The 17838-nt window shown below is 61.2% G+C and carries 19 protein-coding genes; 15 read left to right on the top strand and 4 right to left on the bottom strand.

Annotated elements, in window-relative coordinates; translation table 11 throughout:
- Positions 1-152 precede the first annotated feature (152 nt).
- The 6 genes from ACSQ8R_RS22255 to ACSQ8R_RS22230 all read left to right on the top strand — a co-directional run bounded on the left by ACSQ8R_RS22255 (position 153) and on the right by ACSQ8R_RS22230 (position 5614).
- Positions 153-1172 (top strand): ABC transporter substrate-binding protein, encoded by a 1020-nt coding sequence (locus ACSQ8R_RS22255; protein ID WP_436255586.1) that lies wholly within the window; start codon positions 153-155, stop codon positions 1170-1172.
- A gap of 20 nt (positions 1173-1192) precedes the next feature.
- Positions 1193-1999 (top strand): ABC transporter permease, encoded by an 807-nt coding sequence (locus tag ACSQ8R_RS22250; RefSeq protein WP_436255585.1) that lies wholly within the window; start codon positions 1193-1195, stop codon positions 1997-1999.
- Positions 1996-2793, top strand: a complete 798-nt coding sequence (locus tag ACSQ8R_RS22245) for an ABC transporter ATP-binding protein (protein WP_436255584.1) — start codon at positions 1996-1998, stop codon at positions 2791-2793. Before ACSQ8R_RS22250 ends, ACSQ8R_RS22245 begins: the two co-directional genes overlap by 4 nt.
- Complete coding sequence (locus ACSQ8R_RS22240; protein WP_436255583.1) at positions 2793-3614, top strand: ABC transporter permease; 822 nt, start codon at positions 2793-2795, stop codon at positions 3612-3614. Before ACSQ8R_RS22245 ends, ACSQ8R_RS22240 begins: the two co-directional genes overlap by 1 nt.
- 112 nt (positions 3615-3726) lie before the next feature.
- Entirely contained in the window at positions 3727-4707 is a 981-nt protein-coding gene (locus ACSQ8R_RS22235; protein WP_436255582.1) for a VOC family protein, read from the top strand.
- 55 nt (positions 4708-4762) lie between these two features.
- Positions 4763-5614 (top strand): fumarylacetoacetate hydrolase family protein, encoded by an 852-nt coding sequence (locus tag ACSQ8R_RS22230; protein ID WP_436255581.1) that lies wholly within the window; start codon positions 4763-4765, stop codon positions 5612-5614.
- 62 nt (positions 5615-5676) lie between these two features.
- Here the strand turns inward: ACSQ8R_RS22230 and ACSQ8R_RS22225 are convergent, their stop codons facing one another.
- Positions 5677-6318, bottom strand: coding sequence for a TetR/AcrR family transcriptional regulator (locus tag ACSQ8R_RS22225; RefSeq protein WP_436255580.1), 642 nt, complete (start codon positions 6316-6318; stop codon positions 5677-5679).
- Positions 6319-6468: 150 nt separating this feature from the next.
- Here ACSQ8R_RS22225 and ACSQ8R_RS22220 point away from each other — a divergent pair, with 150 nt between their 5' ends.
- The 6 genes from ACSQ8R_RS22220 (at position 6469) to ACSQ8R_RS22195 (ending at position 12567) form a co-directional block, all read left to right on the top strand.
- Positions 6469-8187 carry an FAD-dependent monooxygenase gene (locus ACSQ8R_RS22220; protein ID WP_436255579.1) on the top strand — a complete coding sequence of 573 codons (1719 nt, stop codon included), beginning with the start codon at positions 6469-6471 and terminating at the stop codon, positions 8185-8187.
- A 36-nt stretch (positions 8188-8223) separates the two neighbouring features.
- A complete protein-coding gene (locus tag ACSQ8R_RS22215; protein ID WP_436255578.1) occupies positions 8224-9246 on the top strand; it encodes an NAD(P)H-quinone oxidoreductase in 1023 nt (340 codons plus the stop codon).
- On the top strand, positions 9243-9869 hold the full coding sequence (locus tag ACSQ8R_RS22210; RefSeq protein ID WP_436255577.1) for a glutathione S-transferase family protein: 627 nt from the start codon (positions 9243-9245) through the stop codon (positions 9867-9869). The genes ACSQ8R_RS22215 and ACSQ8R_RS22210 overlap by 4 nt, the downstream gene beginning before the upstream one ends.
- 11 nt (positions 9870-9880) lie before the next feature.
- Positions 9881-10465, top strand: a complete 585-nt coding sequence (locus ACSQ8R_RS22205; RefSeq protein WP_436255576.1) for a carboxymuconolactone decarboxylase family protein — start codon at positions 9881-9883, stop codon at positions 10463-10465.
- Complete coding sequence (locus tag ACSQ8R_RS22200) at positions 10462-10908, top strand: PaaI family thioesterase (RefSeq protein WP_436255575.1); 447 nt, start codon at positions 10462-10464, stop codon at positions 10906-10908. The genes ACSQ8R_RS22205 and ACSQ8R_RS22200 overlap by 4 nt, the downstream gene beginning before the upstream one ends.
- 63 nt (positions 10909-10971) lie before the next feature.
- Positions 10972-12567 (top strand): FAD-dependent monooxygenase, encoded by a 1596-nt coding sequence (locus ACSQ8R_RS22195; RefSeq protein ID WP_436255574.1) that lies wholly within the window; start codon positions 10972-10974, stop codon positions 12565-12567.
- A gap of 566 nt (positions 12568-13133) precedes the next feature.
- Here the strand turns inward: ACSQ8R_RS22195 and ACSQ8R_RS22190 are convergent.
- Complete coding sequence (locus tag ACSQ8R_RS22190; RefSeq protein WP_436255573.1) at positions 13134-14075, bottom strand: methyltransferase; 942 nt, start codon at positions 14073-14075, stop codon at positions 13134-13136.
- Between the two features lie 127 nt (positions 14076-14202).
- On the opposite strand from ACSQ8R_RS22190, the gene ACSQ8R_RS22185 reads away from it, so the two are divergent.
- The 3 genes from ACSQ8R_RS22185 to ACSQ8R_RS22175 are packed head-to-tail and all read left to right on the top strand — an operon-like array spanning position 14203 to position 16342.
- Positions 14203-14469, top strand: coding sequence for a DUF6460 domain-containing protein (locus ACSQ8R_RS22185; RefSeq protein WP_436255572.1), 267 nt, complete (start codon positions 14203-14205; stop codon positions 14467-14469).
- Between the two features lies 1 nt (position 14470).
- Positions 14471-14959, top strand: coding sequence for a CAP domain-containing protein (locus tag ACSQ8R_RS22180; RefSeq protein WP_436255571.1), 489 nt, complete (start codon positions 14471-14473; stop codon positions 14957-14959).
- A gap of 3 nt (positions 14960-14962) precedes the next feature.
- Complete coding sequence (locus ACSQ8R_RS22175) at positions 14963-16342, top strand: MATE family efflux transporter (RefSeq protein ID WP_436255570.1); 1380 nt, start codon at positions 14963-14965, stop codon at positions 16340-16342.
- Here the strand turns inward: ACSQ8R_RS22175 and ACSQ8R_RS22170 are convergent.
- Together ACSQ8R_RS22170 and ACSQ8R_RS22165 are read right to left on the bottom strand one after the other, a co-directional pair.
- Complete coding sequence (locus ACSQ8R_RS22170) at positions 16318-17409, bottom strand: quinone-dependent dihydroorotate dehydrogenase (protein ID WP_436255569.1); 1092 nt, start codon at positions 17407-17409, stop codon at positions 16318-16320. The genes ACSQ8R_RS22175 and ACSQ8R_RS22170 overlap by 25 nt on opposite strands.
- On the bottom strand, positions 17406-17756 hold the full coding sequence (locus ACSQ8R_RS22165) for a DUF952 domain-containing protein (protein ID WP_436255568.1): 351 nt from the start codon (positions 17754-17756) through the stop codon (positions 17406-17408). The genes ACSQ8R_RS22170 and ACSQ8R_RS22165 overlap by 4 nt, the downstream gene beginning before the upstream one ends.
- Positions 17757-17838: the final 82 nt, after the last annotated feature.

The raw sequence follows: 17838 nt of genomic DNA, 5'->3' as shown, positions 1-17838 counted from the left end.
TTGAAGTCAATTTTTTGGTCTCAATATCGAGCGAGCAGGAAATTCGGCGGCAGGAGGGCCGCAGGATAGCCAAACAAACGCTCGTTGCAGGCCCGGAAACCAGACGCCGGCCGAAGCCGCCATTGGGCGCAAACACTTGGGAGGAGAGACAAGTGAACAGGAGATTTGCATTCGCGTCTGCCGTCGGGCTCGCTGCCATCATGGCGGCAGCGTCCGTCACTGGCAGCCACGCCGCGGACCAGAGGGTCACGCTTGCCCTTCCCGCGCAGTCCATTCTTTTCAGCCCGATCTACATCGCGGCCGACAAGGGTTACTTCAAGGACGAAGGTCTGGACGTTTCGACAGTGGTCGTCGCCGGACCGGGAACCTTGAGTGCGGTCGTCAGCGGCAGCGCCCAGTTCGGGACCATTGCGGGCGGGATCGTCCTGGCGGCAGCCGCAAAAGACCAGCCGACGCAGATCGTGGGTCTAACCCAGACGGCCTTCAGCACCGAGATGGTTCTGAGCAAGGAGGCGGTGAAAAAGACCGGTGTAGCCGCCGACGCCCCCGCAGATAAACGCGGCGCCGCACTCAAGGGCCTGACGATCGGCGTTGATGCCGTCGGGGGCCTTCCGCACTCCTATCTGCGCTACATTGCCAAGAAGTATGGCCTGGACGCCGGCAAGGACATGCAGGTAACCCCGCTCGCACCACCGGCCATGGTGGCAGCCCTCCAGCAGGGCCGCATCGATGGCTTCGTCTTTTCGCAGCCGTTCACGCTGCAGGCAGTGGATGAGGGCGCTTCGGTCTGGTTTTCGGGTGCTCGGGGAGACCTGCCGGAACTCAATCCGAATGCGTACAATGCCATCATCACCAAGCCGGGCTATTGCAAGGCAAATGCTGACACCTGCAAGCACTTCATGGGTGCCATCAACAAGGCGCTGTCGCTGATGAAGTCCAACCCGGACGAAGCACTCGGCTCAATCAAGAAGGTCTTCGGCACGATGCCGGAAGGCTTGCTGAAGCGGTCGTTCGATCTCTCCGTGAAGCTTGCGCCTGCCAATGCTTCGGTGACGGAGGAGGCCATGAAGAACACGGTCGAATACGTGAAAACGTCAGGGATTCTTCCCGCTGACGCGAAGCTGCCGCCGCTGGCGGATCTCTACGACAATAGCTTCAACGCACAGAAATGACGATGGCGACGGTAGAGACAATGGCTCCGTCTTCCAAGCCGGCGAAATTGCGCAACCATGCCGCGCGCGATCGCCTGATCGTCGTTGCGGCCTGGCTGGCGGTCTGGCAGCTGACCAGCGCTCTCGTGGGCGCGCAATGGGTCAGCTCGCCAGTGCTTGTCGCCAGGGAACTGGGGCAGTGGGCGCAGACCTATGACATCTATCAGCATGCCGGTTACACATTGCTGGCAGCGCTGCTGGGCTTCGTTATCGGTGGTGTGCCGGGCATGCTTCTACCCTTCGCAATCCGGCGCCTGCCTTTCGTGGCCAACACGCTGGAGCCTTTCATGGTGGCGGGCTACGCGGTGCCAAAGCTCGCCCTCATGCCGCTCTTCCTCATCTGGTTCGGCATCGGCATGTGGTCGAAAGTCGCCCTCGTTGCGAGCGTGAGTTTCTTCCTCATCTACTTCAACACGATGGCCGGAATTCGCGCCATCGAGCCACAGCTCGTTCGCGTTGCGGAGATCCTCGGCGCGAACGTGCGCCAGGTGTCGAGGAAGATCGTCTTCCCGGCGACTGTTACCTTCATCTTCACCGGCATTCGCGTGTCGCTGCCGCTCAGCATAGGCGGCGCGGCGATTGCCGAGATGTTTTCCTCGAATGTCGGCCTTGGATACCTCATCCAGATGTCGGCGACCAATTTCGATTCCACCGGCTCTTTCGCGGCAATCCTGGTACTGGCGGGACTAGTCGCGCTGACCAACATGGTGGTCGACCGGATCGAGCGCCGCGTCCAGGCATGGAAGCCGAGAGCCAACGAGTTCATAGCCGAAGGGATAGCCCCATGACCGCTGTTGCAGACTTCTTCGAGATCTCCAATCTGGGAAAGCGCTTCCCGCCCAAGGACGGCATGAGCGCGATCTGGATCCTGCAGGACATGACCTTTTCCGTTCGTGAAGGGGAATTCCTGACGATCGTCGGGCCATCGGGTTCCGGCAAGTCAACCATGCTGAATGCTCTGGCGCAGATCGACAAGCCGAGCAAGGGCGAAATTAGGCTGCGCGGGAAGGTGATATCCGATAGCAGCGACCGCATGCTGAAGCCCGGCTGGAACTGCGAAATCGGTTATGTGACCCAGGAGGATAACCTTCTTCCCTGGCGCAACGTGCTCGACAACGTCCTGTTTCCGCTCGTGGTACAGGGCAGGCTTAACAGCGAAACGCGCGCACGCGCCATCGAGTTGATGGCCGCAGTTGGTCTGAAGGGCTTCGAGAACTATTACCCGCACGAACTGTCCGGCGGCATGCGCAAGCGCGTGGCGCTCATCCGAACGCTCGCTTATGACCCGCCTGTCATCCTGATGGACGAACCGTTTGGCGCCGTGGATGCGCAGACGCGTATCTCACTCCAGACGGACCTGCTGAACCTTTGGCAAAGCGGCCGCAAGACGATCATTTTCGTCACCCATGACATTGGCGAGGCCATCGCGCTCGGTGACCGGGTTCTGGTGCTGACCCGCTCGCCCGCCCGGATTGCCGGGGAATTCCTGATCGACATTCCACGCCCCCGCGGCATCCACGATGTCTTCGCGATGCCTGGCTTCCCCGCAATATACAAAGACATCCGGTCGAAGGTGGTGTGATGGCGAGCGCAGGCGAAGAATACGGCCCGGCGCCGGGCAAAGGCTTGGGCCTTTCCTCCACGTCGAGGCTTTTCGCGGCTCGCGCCGCCCTTCTGATCATCTTGCTCCTGGGTTGGCACTGGCTTTCCATTGCACTGGGGCCTTATGTGCTGCCGGATCTGCTGAACGTCGCGAGACGGCTGCTGGAAATCAGCGCCTCGGGAGAGCTGCTGTCGATGACGGCCATCACCTTGGGCGAGGTTGCCGGCGGTCTGATCATCGGCGGCGGACTGGGCATTCTGCTGCCGTTTCTGGTCAGTCGGTCGCCACGGCTTGCGCGGACAGTCGAGCCGTTCATCAAGATGACGATGGGCGTACCCAAGCTTGCGCTGAGCCCGATCATCATCCTGTGGTTCGGGATCGGCCTGTTTTCGAAGGTCGTCCTGATCGCGCTGATGGTCTTCTTCATGATTTTCGTCTCGACCTTCGCCGGCATCAGGTCAGCCGATATCAAGCTGATGTCCATGTGCCGAATTCTGGGCGCCAACCAGACCCGGCTCACGCGCGAGATTCTCTGGTATTCCGCCCTCCCTTTCATCATGGCGGCGATCAAGACGGCACTGCCCTGGGCGATCAACGCCGCCATCGTGGCCGAGTTTCTGGCTGCCGAAGCGGGCCTCGGATACTACATCCGGCACGCCTACGACTCTGCCGATACGGTCGGTGCCTTTGCGGGCGTCGTCGCAGTGACCATCGTCATGGTGCTGGTCGATTTCTGCTTCTCCGCCTTCCAGAAACACATGCTTCGCTGGCGTCAGGTCGACGTCCACGCGGTCCATTGATTCGGACGTGACAGCGACCGCGGGTTCCACCGGGTTCGCAGATTGAAATTCGGGTGCGCGGCAGCGCATCCCTGGACAGAAACACCGCCCGCTTCGCAGGAAGGAGACAATCATGTCGATTACATCGCTAGGCTATATAGGTGTGCGCTCATCGAAGCTTGCCGACTGGAGCGACTTTGCCACCGATCTGCTGGGCATGCAGAAGGTCGACGGCAGCCGGTCGGGACAACTCTTTCGCATGGACGACCGCAAGCAGCGCCTGATCCTGACGAGGGATGGCGATGAAGGTTTCGATTTCATGGGTTGGGAGGTGGAATCCCATGATGCGCTCGACGCGCTGGCCGGCCGGCTTGAAAATGCCGGCGTGCCCGTTCGCCTGGAGGGCGGTTCGCTCGCCGGCGAAAGACATGTCTCCCGCCTCATTTCGTTCATGGACCCGGACGGGAACCGTCTGGAAGCATTCAGCGGGCCGGAGATCGCAAGCGACCCGTTCAAACCCGCACGCCCAATTTCAGGTTTCAAGACAGGCGCGCTGGGAATGGGACATGCCGTGCTCCACGCGCAGAAGGTGGAACAGTTGTTGCCCTTCTATCGGGATCTTCTGGGCTTTAAGGTCACCGACTACGGATTGACACCTTATCCGCTCTATTTCTTCCACGTCAACGGCCGCCATCACAGCTTTGCCATGGTCGGCTCGGGACGCCGTGGCTTCCACCACTTCATGGTGGAGCTCCAGATGCTCGACGATGTCGGCCAAGGCTACGATATCGCCCAGACCAAAGAAGATCTCGTGGCTTACAGCCTGGGCCGCCACTCGAACGACCACATGATGAGCTTCTACGCCAACACGCCGTCCGGGTTTTTCGTTGAATATGGATGGGGCGCACAGGTCATCGATCCGCAAAACTGGGAGCCTTTCGAGACCACCCAAGGGCCCTCAACCTGGGGCCATGAGCGCCTCCATCTGCCCGAAGATTCACCCGTCCGCCACAAGATGCGCGAGATGCGCTTTCAGACAGCCCGCGACGGCTTCCGGGCTGCAAACCCGCAAACCAATTGCGCGTGGCTGGATTCGGTCATCGCGCGGGAATGACAATTCAACATCAATCGGACCCAGGCATCGAACTCGAAATTTCGGAAAATTCAGAATGAAATTAGCAACCTACAAGACAAAAGACGGCTCAGTATTCTGTGGCGTGGTGATCGGCGACAGCATTTACGACGCAGGCGATATCCTCGGGCGCCCTGGATTGCACATGCGCGCATTGCTTGGGAGCGAAGCGATGGCGGAACTGCGTGCCGCGGGCACCAAAGGCGCGGCGATCCCCCTCGATAACGTGACACTGCTGCCGCCGGTGCCAAAACCTGACAAGATCATCTGCATTGGGCTCAACTATATGTCTCACATCAAGGAGACCGGGCGCGACAAGCCGCAATGGCCATCCATCTTTACACGCTACCCGTCGTCGGTTGTCGGCCACGGCCAAAGTCTGGTTCGCCCGAAGGCGTCAGACTGGTTCGACTTCGAAGGCGAACTCGCCATCATCATCGGCAAGCCCGGCAGAAACATCTCCGCAGCGGACGCGTTTGAACATGTTGCGGGCTACAGCTGTTTCAACGATGGTTCCATCCGCGATTTCCAGCGTCATACGACACAGTTCTGGGCCGGCAAGAATTTCGATCGCAGCGGCGCCATGGGCCCATGGATCGTCACGTCCGACGAGATGCAGGATCCAGACGCACAACAGCTCACGACGCGCCTGAATGGCGAGGTCATGCAGTCGACCTCGATTTCGGATCTCGCTTTCTCCATCCCGGAACTCATCGAATACCTGTCCACCGTGACCGAACTGCTGCCCGGCGATGTCATCGCAACCGGCACACCGAGCGGCGTCGGCCTGTTCCGTGAGCCAAAGCTGTTCATGAAGCCGGGAGATCGAATCGAAATCGAAATTTCGGGAATTGGAGTTCTTACGAACCTGGTCGAGGGCGAAGCGTGAGGACGAGACCGGTCATCAGGGCCAGTCTCGGCAGGCCAGTGCTGAAGACAGGGATGCCTGTCTCAGGTCGCCTGCAGCTGGTCCAGGGCGCTGCCGATCTCACCCGGCGCGTAGAGCATATCGACGCGGCTCAGCATGTCGTTGAAAAGCTCGACAGTCAGGGCCAGGACGCCCTCCTGCGTGATTTTTGGATCATACAGCCATGCGAGGACAAGTTCATCAAAAAGCCCGAGCCAAGCGCGCGCAGCGATGAAGAGATGGGGCCCGGGATCAGGGATTTGATAGTATTCGGTCAGGATCAACTGAATGAAGCGCTGTCGCGAATCTTCCCATATCTGCTTCACCTCGGAACTCGCACCACCGCGTGTGTGAAACTTGTACGACGCCGGTCGGGTGCGAATGTCGCGCATGTGCCTTGCGAGGCACGCCGTCAGCTTTTCGTCCGGCGTTGCCTCGCGGCGCGGTTCGCGATGAATCGCTTCAAGTCGTTCGGCCTGGCGCAGGGCGATTTCCGCATACAACTGCAGCTTGGACTTGAAGTAGTGGAACAGCAGCCCATGGGCCACGCCGGCTTCCTTGGTGATGTCGTCGATGGACACCAGATCAAATTCCTGACGGCTGAAAAGTCGTTCGCCAGCGTCAAGCAGCTTTTCGCGCGCGACCTCTCCCTTCTTCGTCGTTCGAACCTTGGTGCGTTTAGGCATTTCCCTCATCCAATTCGGTGGGAGCTTCGCGCACCCTGATGTCGAGTCTATTCGATTTTGTCCACATCAAAAAATTGACTGAAAGTCAACTTCAACCGCGCCGGCTTGGCGCAATCAAGAGCTTTGGGAATGGGAGGTTCGGAGGGAATCATGACGGAAGATAGCATCGATGTTGCCATTGTGGGAGGCGGTCCGGTCGGGCTTTCTGCCGCCATTCATCTCGGCAAGCTGGGGATAGCCTGCAGGCTGTTCGAGCAGAACGCGGCCACCTCTTTCCACCCGCGCGGTCATGTGATCAGCGGACGTACGATGGAGATTTTCCGCACCTGGGGCGTGGAAAATGCCGTGAATGAAGCCGCCCTTCCCATTGAGCGGCATGCCGGCATCGGTTTCGTCGAGAGCCTCACGGGTACGGAAATCGGCTCCATCCAGACACGCGGCGACGAGGCGCGGGATGCCCTCGAACGCAGCATCAGCCCAAGCCTGAAGAGATCCTGCCCTCAGGATGTTCTGGAACCCATTCTGCGCGAGGCGGCAGAAAAGCTGGAATCGGTCGATCTTCGTTTTGGAACGCGAGGGACGGAAATCGCCCAGACCGAAGAGACGGTGCGCCTCTCCTGGCAGGATGCGAACGGAACTCAGGGCAATACGACAGCGCGATACCTCATCGCGGCGGACGGTGCACGCAGCTTCGTCAGGAACGCGCTCAGCGTCCCGATGAGGGGCGGCTCGATGGGGCAGCAGATCGGCGTCTATTTCAAGGCCGATCTTTGGGACGCGGTGAAGTCCCGCCCTTACCTTCTGTGGTGGGTCTACAATGCGACGACGACGGGGGTGCTGATCTCGCTCGACGGGCGCTATCGCTGGACCTACAATTTTGCCTATTCGGCCGACGAATCCCGTCACGACTATACCGAAGCGCGGTGCCTTGAGATCCTGCGCGCCGCGATCGGCGATTCCTCCGTGGAGATCAAGATCGAAAACATCATGCCCTGGCGCATGCAGGCGCGGCTGATCGAGCAATTCCGCGCTGGCAGAACCTTCTTTGCCGGCGATGCGGCACATCCGCTGCCGCCGACAGGAGGTCAGGGCATGAATACCGGCATTGCCGATGTCCATAACCTGATCTGGAAACTGAAGCTTGTGCTCGATGGCGTTGCGCCCGACGCACTCCTCGACACCTACGACGCCGAACGGCGGCCGGTTGCAGGATTCAACGTCGAGCAGAGCGCCCGCAACGCGAAGAAGATGGCCGATGCCGGCCTTTCCGGAATCCTGAACGCGGACAACTCCGTTGCCGACGGCCTTTCGGGCGTGGATGCGTCTCGGATCAGGGCGCAGCTCGCCGCCGCGATCCCGGCCCAGCGAGAGCACTTCGACTACCCCGGTCAGACCTTCGGATATGGCTATCAGTCCGTGTTGATTACACCAGACGGGACGAGGCAGATCCCGCTGGAGGTGGATCACTATGTACCGAGCGCTAGGCCGGGTCACCGCGCGCCACATTTCTGGGCGCGGACAGCATCGGGAACCGTATCCTCCATCGATCTCTTTGACGGGTCCGGCTTCACACTTCTGACCGGCATCGAGGGTCACGCCTGGACCGCGGCGTTTGACCGGGCCATGCGCGATTGCGGACTTTCCGGCGTGGCCTACCGCGTCGGTCAGGGCATGGATCTCGAGTCTGAGACAGACTGGCTGGCGCTGTACCAGATATCGCAGAGCGGTGTCGTTCTCGTGCGTCCCGACGGCCACGTAGCGTTCCGTGCCGCTGCACGCGCAAAAGATCCTCTGGGCGTACTCGATGCGGCAATTCAGAAGGCGATAGGCCTCACACCAAGCGACATTGGACTTGCCCATGCCGGCTGATCTCAATGCCGCCATCGCTAGACCGAGGGATTTCGTATGACCGTGCCCGACTTCCATCAGGAGGTTCAAATCGCCAGCGCCGGCGGACCCGAGACACTTCAGGTCCGGCGGCAGCCGACACCCCGCCTGGGGGTTGGCAAAGTCCTGATCAAGGTTGCCGCGGCAGGGGTCAATCGCCACGACTGCAACCAGCGCGCCCAGGGTGCCGCCCATGACGGAACACTGGTTCCCGGCCTTGAGGTCTGCGGAAAGGTGGTCATGCTGGGTGAAGACTCGGAAGCTGGCCTCGCCGGAAAACGCGTCATGGCGCTTGTACAGGGTGGAGGCTATGCACAATACGCCATTGCCGAGCAGGCTCTGGTTCTTCCCGCGCCGGACGGTCTGAGCGATGCCGAGGCCGCCTCGCTTCCGGAAGCCCTATTTACCGCATGGTACAACTTCTTCGTGTTGATGAAGCTGGAACGCGATGGCTTCGGCCTGATCCACGGCGGGACAAGCGGCGTCGGACATGTCGCCCTGCAGGCTATGTCAGCACTCGGATATCGCGTTCTGGCGACAGCGGGGACGGATGAAAAGGTCGCCGCGGCGAAGGGGTTCGGTGCGTTCGAGGCTCTGAACTACAACGATCCCGCACTTGCCGATAAAGCACGCGCTGCAACCGGCGGTCACGGCATCAGTGCCTTGCTCGATCTCTCCGCAGGCGCGCATATCGACGCCGACCTCGCCATGATGGCGTCCGGGGGTCGGATCGCGCATCTTTCCGGCGGTAGCGGCAAGGCAATCACGGTGCCGCTGCGCAACCTCATGGCCCGCCAGATCTGGATCACCGGTTCGCTGCTGCGGCCGCTGGCGCTGGCGAGCAAGACCCTGCTGGCTGACATGCTTCGCCGCGATGTCATGCCGCTTTTCGATCAAGGCGCCATTCGTCCGCATATCGCCGCGCGCTTCCCCCTCACCGAGGCCTGGCGCGCCCATCACATGATGGAGCAGAACAGCCATATCGGGAAAATCGTGCTGGTCTCCGACGACAATATCCATGAAAGGGAGGATCAATCATGAAATTGTACTACGCGCCCGGCGCCTGCTCGATCGGGATCCATGTGCTGCTGGAGGAAATCGGCGCACCTTTCGACACACAACGCATCAATATCCGCGAGGGCGAACAATTTGGCGACAGCTACGTCGCCATCAATCCAAAATCGAAAGTCCCCTCGCTCCTGCGCGATGACGGCTCCCTTCTGACCGAATTTCCGGCCATCGCCTTCTGGCTGGCACGAACAAACCCGGAAAAGGGACTGCTGGGAGACAGTCTGGAGAACCAGACACGGGCTCTGGAAATTGCGGATTTTGCCGTCAGCACAATCCATATGCAGGGCTTCTCCCGCATTTTCCGCGCATCGAAGTTTACGCCGCGCGGTGAGGACGAAGGCTGGGTGCAGGAAAAGGGCAGGGACATTGTCCAGAACGCATTCCAGGTTATCGACAAAGTTCTGACCGGCAAGACATTTGCCCTTGGAGACCGGTTCACCATCGCTGACGCAGCGCTTTTCTACGTACTCTTCTGGGCCTGCGACAGGGTGAAGCTCAAACTGCCGGAACGTTGCGTCGCCTACTACGCGCGCCTCAAGTCGAGGCCGGCCGTTATGGCGGTGCTTGCCCGCGAACAGATCGTCATCACATGATGAGCGAGGCGATGCTGGAAAAAGGACCCGGTGCGTTTGCACCGAATGCGGATGAAGACTGGCCGGATTTGATCAGCCATCTGCGGGGCACGGTTGCCGGCCGATTGAATGTCTATCGCACCATGGCGCACCACCCAGCGCTGCTGGCGGCCTGGGAGCCGCTTCGAAACCACGTGGTCAAACACACGGCGCTCGGCAAGACGTTCAGCGAAATCGTCATCCTGCGCGCAGGGTTCAGGTTCGGTTCGGCTTACGAATGGGCACATCATGTCAGCCGGGGCCGCGCCCGCGGTCTCTCTGATGACCGGATCGCTTCCATGGCTGGTCCGCTGGAGGACATGGTCGAGGACGATCGCATTCTGGCGAGCGCGGTCGATATGCTGGTCGCCGACCAGGCGCTTTCTTCACTGGTTCAGAAACAGCTCCTCAGCCTCGTGGGTCTGGAAGGCATATTCGACCTGATCGCCACCGTTGGCTTCTACACCACGCTCGCCTGTGTGCTGAAAAGCTTCGGCACACCGCTCGATACCGATGTTGCAAATGAACTCGCCGAGCGACCGCTCTCGGCGGGCACACTACAGATGGGTGCGCCATGACGACTCCCAAAGCTCCAATCGCAGAGCAGACGATGGTTCACGACGAAGGCTTCACACACGATCCGCCGCCGGCAGCACGCCTGCTCGGATGGCGCTTGGAGCATTTCGATCCTGAAGCCCAGATATTGCGTTGCTCCTTTCATATCGGAGAACAGTTTCTCAATCCTGCGGGCGTGGTCCAGGGTGGCATTCTGGCCGCATGCTCGATGAGGCCATGGGGCCGCTCGCCTCCTTCATCAGCAGAAGCCCATCTTTTCGCAGACGCAGGAAATAAAGGTCTTGCATCTGTCCCGGCGCCGCGGGGCAGGATTATCCCCGAGGCGCAGTTCGTCAAGATGGGCCGCAACTTCGGCTTCATGGAGGGGCGCCTAACGTTGCCCGGGGGCGAAGTCCTGGCCATCGCGACCACAATGACGCGGCTTTTCCCACAGGACCGGTCCTAAAGGACAGAACCTAACGGCCGTTCATTCGGGGCGGCTTCGAAGACGTTTTTGCGGAGACAAGACATGGCGCGGTTTCCACGCGAAGTACCAGTCATCATCATAGGTGCGGGTCCCACGGGCCTGACCCTCGCCAATCTTCTGGTGACCTACGGTATCGATTTCATCCTCCTCGATCGCGAACCCGCGCCTCTGGAACTGCCGCGCGCCATCGTGCTGGATGACGAAGGCGCCCGCACCCTCCAGGTCTTTGGCCTCGACAAATCCTACGTGGCGAAGACGGTAGAGGCAGTGGGCTCCCGCTACTACACCGATCGCGGGGTCTGCTTCGCCGAGACCGGCGCAGGGCCGCGGACCTACGGCTTTGCGAAGCGCCATTACATCTATCAACCCGAACTCGAAGCTGCTTTGCGAAAGTCCGTGGCCGACCGCAATCCGGACCGGCTTTTCTATTCCGCCAACGTGGTCGACGTCATCTGCAAAAACGACAACGCGCATGTAAGGGTTGTCAGCCCGGACGGTACGGAACAGGAGATCATCGCGGATTGGGTCGCAGCTTGCGACGGAGGTCGAAGCCCGACCCGCGAACGGCTCTGCATTGCCATGCAAGGCAATACCTACAATCAGGACTGGATCGTCCTCGATATGCGCAACGACCCGGACCAGTCCCGGTTCTCCAAGTTCTTCTGCAGCAAGCTGCGGCCTGCTGTCAGCGTTCCCGCGCCCGATGGCGGTCGCCGATACGAATTCATGCTCCTGCCGGGCGAAACGCGCCATGAGGTCCTGGAACCGAGTTTCGTAAATGCGTTGCTGAAGCCTTTCCGGCCTTATGACGAGGCCGATATTCTGCGTAAAACGGTTTACACATTCCATGCGCGTATTGCGGAAAGGTTCCGACACGAGCGCATTGTGCTTCTCGGCGATGCCGCCCATCTGACGCCGCCCTTTGCCGGCCAAGGGATGAATGCCGGGCTTCGCGATGCTCATAATGTCGCATGGAAAATTGCCGCCCATCTGAAGGGCGGCGCTAAGGAGGCCATTCTCGACAGCTACGAGAGCGAACGGCGTCTGCCTGCGTGGGATATGATCCAGCTTGCCGTATCGATGGGCAAGTTCGTGATGCCGATCGGCGAAGACGATATCCGGTTCAGGGACCATCTGCTCAAGCACCTCGAACCCTTTCCCGCTGTACGCGACTATCTGATCAACATGCGCTTCAAGCCGAAGCCGAAACACCCCGTCGGCGTTTATCTCGACCTCCATGACCAGCTTTACGAAGCATCGCTTGTGGGAGAGATGATCCCGCAGCCCGAAATCAGCCGGGGCGTCGTAACAGAGAAACTGGACAGCCACCTTGGCACCGGCTTCGCACTGATCGGACAGAGCGCCGAAGCGGCGGCAGCCATGGCAGCGTTTAGGGAACGTAGCTGCCTTAGCCTACCGCTCACGCGGGTGGTTCTTTCGTCGAACCCCATGCTAGCGGACGATGGTGCGTGGCAAATCGCCCCGTCGAGCAAGGGGGAAGGTCGGCCTTTGCTGACGCATCGCGATCAGATCCTGCTCATTCGGCCCGATCGCTATTGCGCGGCGGCATTCTCCCCGTCTGAAATGGTCCCGGCCCTCGCGCGCTATGCATCATCTCATGCAGGTTCACACATCTGATGAGAGGAATGCATTTTACGGCTCGAAAGTTTCGTGGCGGACGGTCGGGGGACGGAAGCGCCGTCCGCCGCCTGTTCTTTTGTCATATGCGCGGTGCATGTCAAAGCTTTCCGCCACTCCCCGCTCCCTCGGCCACTGAGGCACCCGCACTGCATTTCATTTGCGGATGGAGCTTATAACCGGGCAGTCCGTCCGGCGGCAGTAAGGCGGAAGTAATTCCCGCCTTGCATTACGCGCGAGGTGCGAGCACGGGCCGGATGACGCGGAAACTTGTCAATTCGGCTTGTGTTTGGTGCAGTGACGCCCGGACCGCCTTCGCCTTTAACCGATACGAACCGTCGGTGATATGCGGGAAATCCGCTTCTATCGTCTACGCGGAAGAAGCACACTGTCAACTGACGGCCCCAAAAGCGAAAATCAATTCTCAACAATTCATTGTACAGGAAAATTGGTGCTTGGTAGGCAAGATATCTCACCTCTTATCGTTATATATAAAGAATATTTGACCGATCCGTCCAGTCGATCATCGCCGTCGGCGGGCAGATAAAAAAGCAAGAACGGCAGGTTCAGCCGGGCTTGCGCGACAGAAACAGAATGCCATGGACGGGTTTTCCGGCATCCATGCGAATGACGGTGTTTTCGACGCTCGGAGGGCCGAAGCCGAAGCGGGCGATCACGGCGCGGACATAAGCTTCCGAATGGGCATAACGCAGGGAATCCCGCAGCACGAAACCCTCCCCCTCGCCCACATCCTCGACCGAGAATGCGAAGAGGCCAGCGGGTGCCAGCAGGTCCTGCACCAGCGGAAAGACGGTTTCGAGCGAACCCAGATACATCAGCACGTCGGCAGCGGAGACGAGATCGGCGCGATAGGGCGCAAGGTCGCCGAACAGGCCGGATTGAGCCGCGGGAAGGCTGAGGTCGGACTGACCGAGGTGATCGTAGAGGCTTTTTGCCTGCGCCTTGGCAAGCATATTTGCGGAAAGATCGAAACCTTCGAGGCGTTCCGTTCTCTTGCGGATCTCGGCGCCGAACAGGCCGGTGCCGCAGCCGAGGTCGACCGTATTGCGGAAAGGTCCGTGCGGGGAGACCAGAGCCGCCAGCTTTCCGGGTACGGAATAGCCGAGCTTTTCGACCAGAGCCGTATCGAACCGATCGGCATAGTCGTCGAACAGGCCCTCTACATAGCGGCTCGGCGGCTGGTCGGGCGTTTGCCCGGCGCCGAGCAGCGCGAGTTTCAGGCGAGCGCCAAAAACATCGTCCGGCTGCAGGGAAAGTGCCTGATGATAGGCTTCCGCCGCAGTCTCCAAACCGGCTTTTTCACGATATTCGCCGAGCCGGAACCAGCCCGCGGCCCAGCCGGGCGCAAGTTCGAGCGCCTGTTCGATCAGTTCCGCCGCCGCCGCAAAATCCGCGCCCTCCGCCAGCATGCGGGCGTAGTCGGCGCGGCGGTCGGCGGTTGCATCGCCGGATGAAAATCGGCCTGTTGAAACGGGCTTTGGCGGCATGGATGATCCTCAAGGTGCTGGTTCTTTGCGCAGGCCACAAAAAAACTCAAGTTCTATCTGAGGGGAAACGCTTGCGGCGCAGCAAGGCCGCGGTTATGCCTTTCAGGCAATTCGGAGAAGGACAAGGATGGCGGACGGGGTCAACAGGTTCCTGGGCGATACGCCGGGTCGCACGATCATCAAGCTGATCGTGGTGTGCCTTTTGGTGGGTTTCGTTCTGGCGTTCTTCGGTTTCACGCCGGACAATATCGTCAACGAGATCCGCTACTGGTTCCTCGACCTCTGGTATAACGGCTTCCGGGCGCTTGGACGGGTCGGCAATTATCTCGTGCTCGGCGCGATCATCGTCATCCCGATCTTCGTCATCCTGCGCCTCATAAGCTATCGCCGCTGACATGACGTCCCTGATCAAACCTTCGCGGCGGGATCTTCTCGTCTTTTCCGGCATGGCGCTGGTGCTTGCCGGCTGCTCCACAACGTCGGTCCTGACGCCGACGGCCGGTGCCGAGGATGAAACGCAAGCCGCGCTTCCTATGGTCAACAAGCTGCGCCAGAGCCGTGGCCTCTCCGCGCTTACGCTCGACATGCCGGCACGCCAGGCGGCGGCCCGGCAGGCCGTGCGCATGGCCAAGGCCAACGAGATGAAGCACCTGATCGGTTTCGGCGACGATTTCGGCACCCGGATGAAGAGCAGTGACGTGGCGCTGCCGGCGGCCGAAAACATCGCCAGCGGCCAGGAGACGGTCACGGCCGCGGTGCAGGCCTGGATCGATTCTCCGAAACATCTCGAAAACATGCTCGGCTCCTACAAGGGGCTCGGGGTCGCCATGGCGCGAACTTCCGCCGGCGCCCGGCCCTATTGGGCCATGGTCCTTTCCGGCTGATCGATGGAGAGCGGGGAACCGGAGCGCCACCAGGAGGCCGGGACGACCGAGAGTCGGGCGATCCGGCCGTTCGACGTGACCCACCGGCTGGTGCTCGGCATTGCCATCCCGATGACGCTCGGATTTCTGACGACGCCGCTGCTTGGCCTCACCAGCACGGCAGTGGTGGGGCAGCTCGGCCAGGCCGAAGCGCTGGCAGGGCTGGCGATCGGCGCCATCCTCTTCGACCTCATCTATGGCAGCCTCAGCTTTTTCCGCACCTCGACCACCGGGCTGGTGGCGCAAGCCTTCGGCCGCGGCGACAGACACGAGCAGCAGGCGGTGTTCTGGCGGGCGCTTCTGAGCGCGCTCGGCCTCGGCGTGATCATGCTGGCGCTCTCGCCGCTGATCCTCAGGTTCGCGCCGGACCTGATGACCAGCGATCCGATCGTTGCCGACGTGACGCGGCACTATTTCGGCATCCGGGTGCTGACCAGCCCGGCGACGTTCGCCAATTTCGCCATTCTCGGCTTCGTGCTCGGGCGCGGCCAGGGCATGCTCGGCCTCACGCTGCAGATCATCCTCAACGGCACCAATATCGTGCTCGCCATCCTGTTCGGCCTCGTTCTCGGCTGGGGCGTGGCAGGTGTCGCCTGGGCAACCGCGGCGGCGGAAGTGACCGGGGTAGTGATCGGCCTCGCAATCGTCAGCCGGCAGTTCTCCGCCGCCGACAGGCCGTCGCGGGCGGACATTCTCGACGCAGCCAAGCTGCGCCAGCTGTTCCAGCTCAATGCCGATATCCTGATCCGCTCGCTGATATTGAACGGCGCGTTTGCGGTACTGACCCGGATCGGGTCGAGCTTCGGGGCGGTGACGCTGGCGGCCAATGCCGTGCTGATGAACATCTTCATGCTGTCGGCCTTCTTCCTCGACGGGCTGGCGGGCGCAGCCGAACAGCTCGCCGGCCGCGCGGTCGGGGCGCAATATCGACCCTCCTTCGACCGGGCGCTCAAGCTGACCGGGCTCTGGTCCTTCGTGATGGCGGGCGTGGTCGGACTGCTCTTCGTCGTCTTCGGCCAGCCGATCATCGAGCTTTTGACCACGTCGGCAGATGTACGGCAGGAGGCCACTCTCTATCTCGGCTGGGCGGCGGTGACCGGCCTGACCGGCGCACTCGCCTTCCAGATGGACGGGGTGTTCATCGGCGCCACGTGGTCGCGCGAGATGCGCAACATGATGCTCGTCTCATTTGCCGGTTATTGCGTCGGCCTCGCCGTGCTCGTGCCAGCGATGGGCAATCACGGGCTCTGGCTGTCGCTCAACCTGTTCCTCCTGATGCGCGGCTTCTTCCTGGCGGCCATGGTGCCACGCAAGGCGCGTCAGAGTTTCGTGTCGGCCCATTGATCGAGGCGGGTATCCCGCAGTTCGCGGATCGATGAGACGTTGTCCCGGTCGAGAAGGCCAGAGAGCCCCTTGACGATCGTCGCCGGCAGGCCCGGCCCTTCATAGACCATGCAGGAATAGAGCTGCACGAGATCGGCACCGGCGCGGATCTTTTCGAGCGCATCGGCCGCACTCGAGACGCCGCCGACGCCGATGACCGGCAGGTCCGGGCCGACGCGTTTGCGCATCTTGGCGAGAACGGCGGTCGAGCGCCTGTAGAGCGGCGCACCGGACAGGCCGCCCGCCTCCTTCGCCTGGGCCTGATCCTTCAACCCGTCCCGGGCAAGCGTGGTGTTGGAGACGATCAGCCCGTCGAGGGGATGGGCAGTCGCTTCCGCCGCGATATCGTCGAGGCCTTCCTCGGTCAGATCGGGTGCGATCTTGAGGAAGACCGGAATGGTCCGGCCATGCCGCAGAGCCTCTTCGGCGCGGGCGGCGAGTACGGCTTCGAGCAAAATCTTCAGGCTGTCGCGCGCCTGCAGATCGCGCAGGCCCGGCGTATTGGGCGAGGAGATGTTGACGGTGAAATAGGTGGCGAGCGCATAGAACTTTCGGATGCCGGCGACATAGTCGGCAACACGGTCGGCCGCATCCTTGTTGGCGCCGATATTGACGCCGACCACGCCTGGCGCGTTACGTCGTGCGGTCAGGCGGGCGAACGCCGCCTCATGACCTTCGTTGTTGAAGCCGAGCCGGTTGATGACACCACGATCCTCCACCAGGCGGAAGATGCGCGGCTTGTCGTTGCCGGCTTGCGGTTTCGGCGTCACCGTGCCGATCTCGGTAAAACCGAAGCCGAGCTTCAGCATCGCATCGGGCACTTCGGCATTCTTGTCGTAGCCGGCCGCAAGCCCGATCGGATTCGCAAAGCGGATGCCGGCGACCGTCTGGGCAAGCCGCGGATCGGCCGCCAGGCGGCATGCGGGTACGAGGCCGGTCTTCAACGCGGCGATTGACAGGCCGTGCGCAGTTTCCGGATCGAAAACGAAGAGGCTGCGCGTCGCAAGTCCGGCGAACGGGCCGATCATGGCATCCTCTCCGGAAAGGCGTGCAGGCCATCGACGCCGATCAGCAGCGGCATTTCCCAGAGCACCGAGGACACCGGCAGGGTGCCGTAAAGATGCGGGAAAAGGTCGCCGCCGCGCGAGGCTTCGTATTTCAGCGCCTCGCCGAGGGTGGGAGCATTGACCGCGACCAGCATCAAGCCAGCGATACCGGCAAAATGCAGCCTGGCGGTCTCCTTCGCCTGGGGGCCGGTCGAAAAATGGATATAACCGTCCTTGAGGTCGATTTCGGCGCCCTCGAAGACACCTTTTTGCTTTGCCTGGCGCCAGAGCGTTTCCGGCACGATCTTGTACACTATATCCGTCATCATCAACTCTCGGGGACCTGCTATTCTCCGACCGTTTGCCGCAAAGCCCGGCACTTGTCCACCGTTACAGCAGGAGGACCATGAT

This window comes from Neorhizobium sp. LjRoot104 (assembly GCF_964253725.1).
GTDB lineage: Bacteria > Pseudomonadota > Alphaproteobacteria > Rhizobiales > Rhizobiaceae > Neorhizobium.
This window is presented reverse-complemented; position numbering and strand designations above follow the sequence as displayed.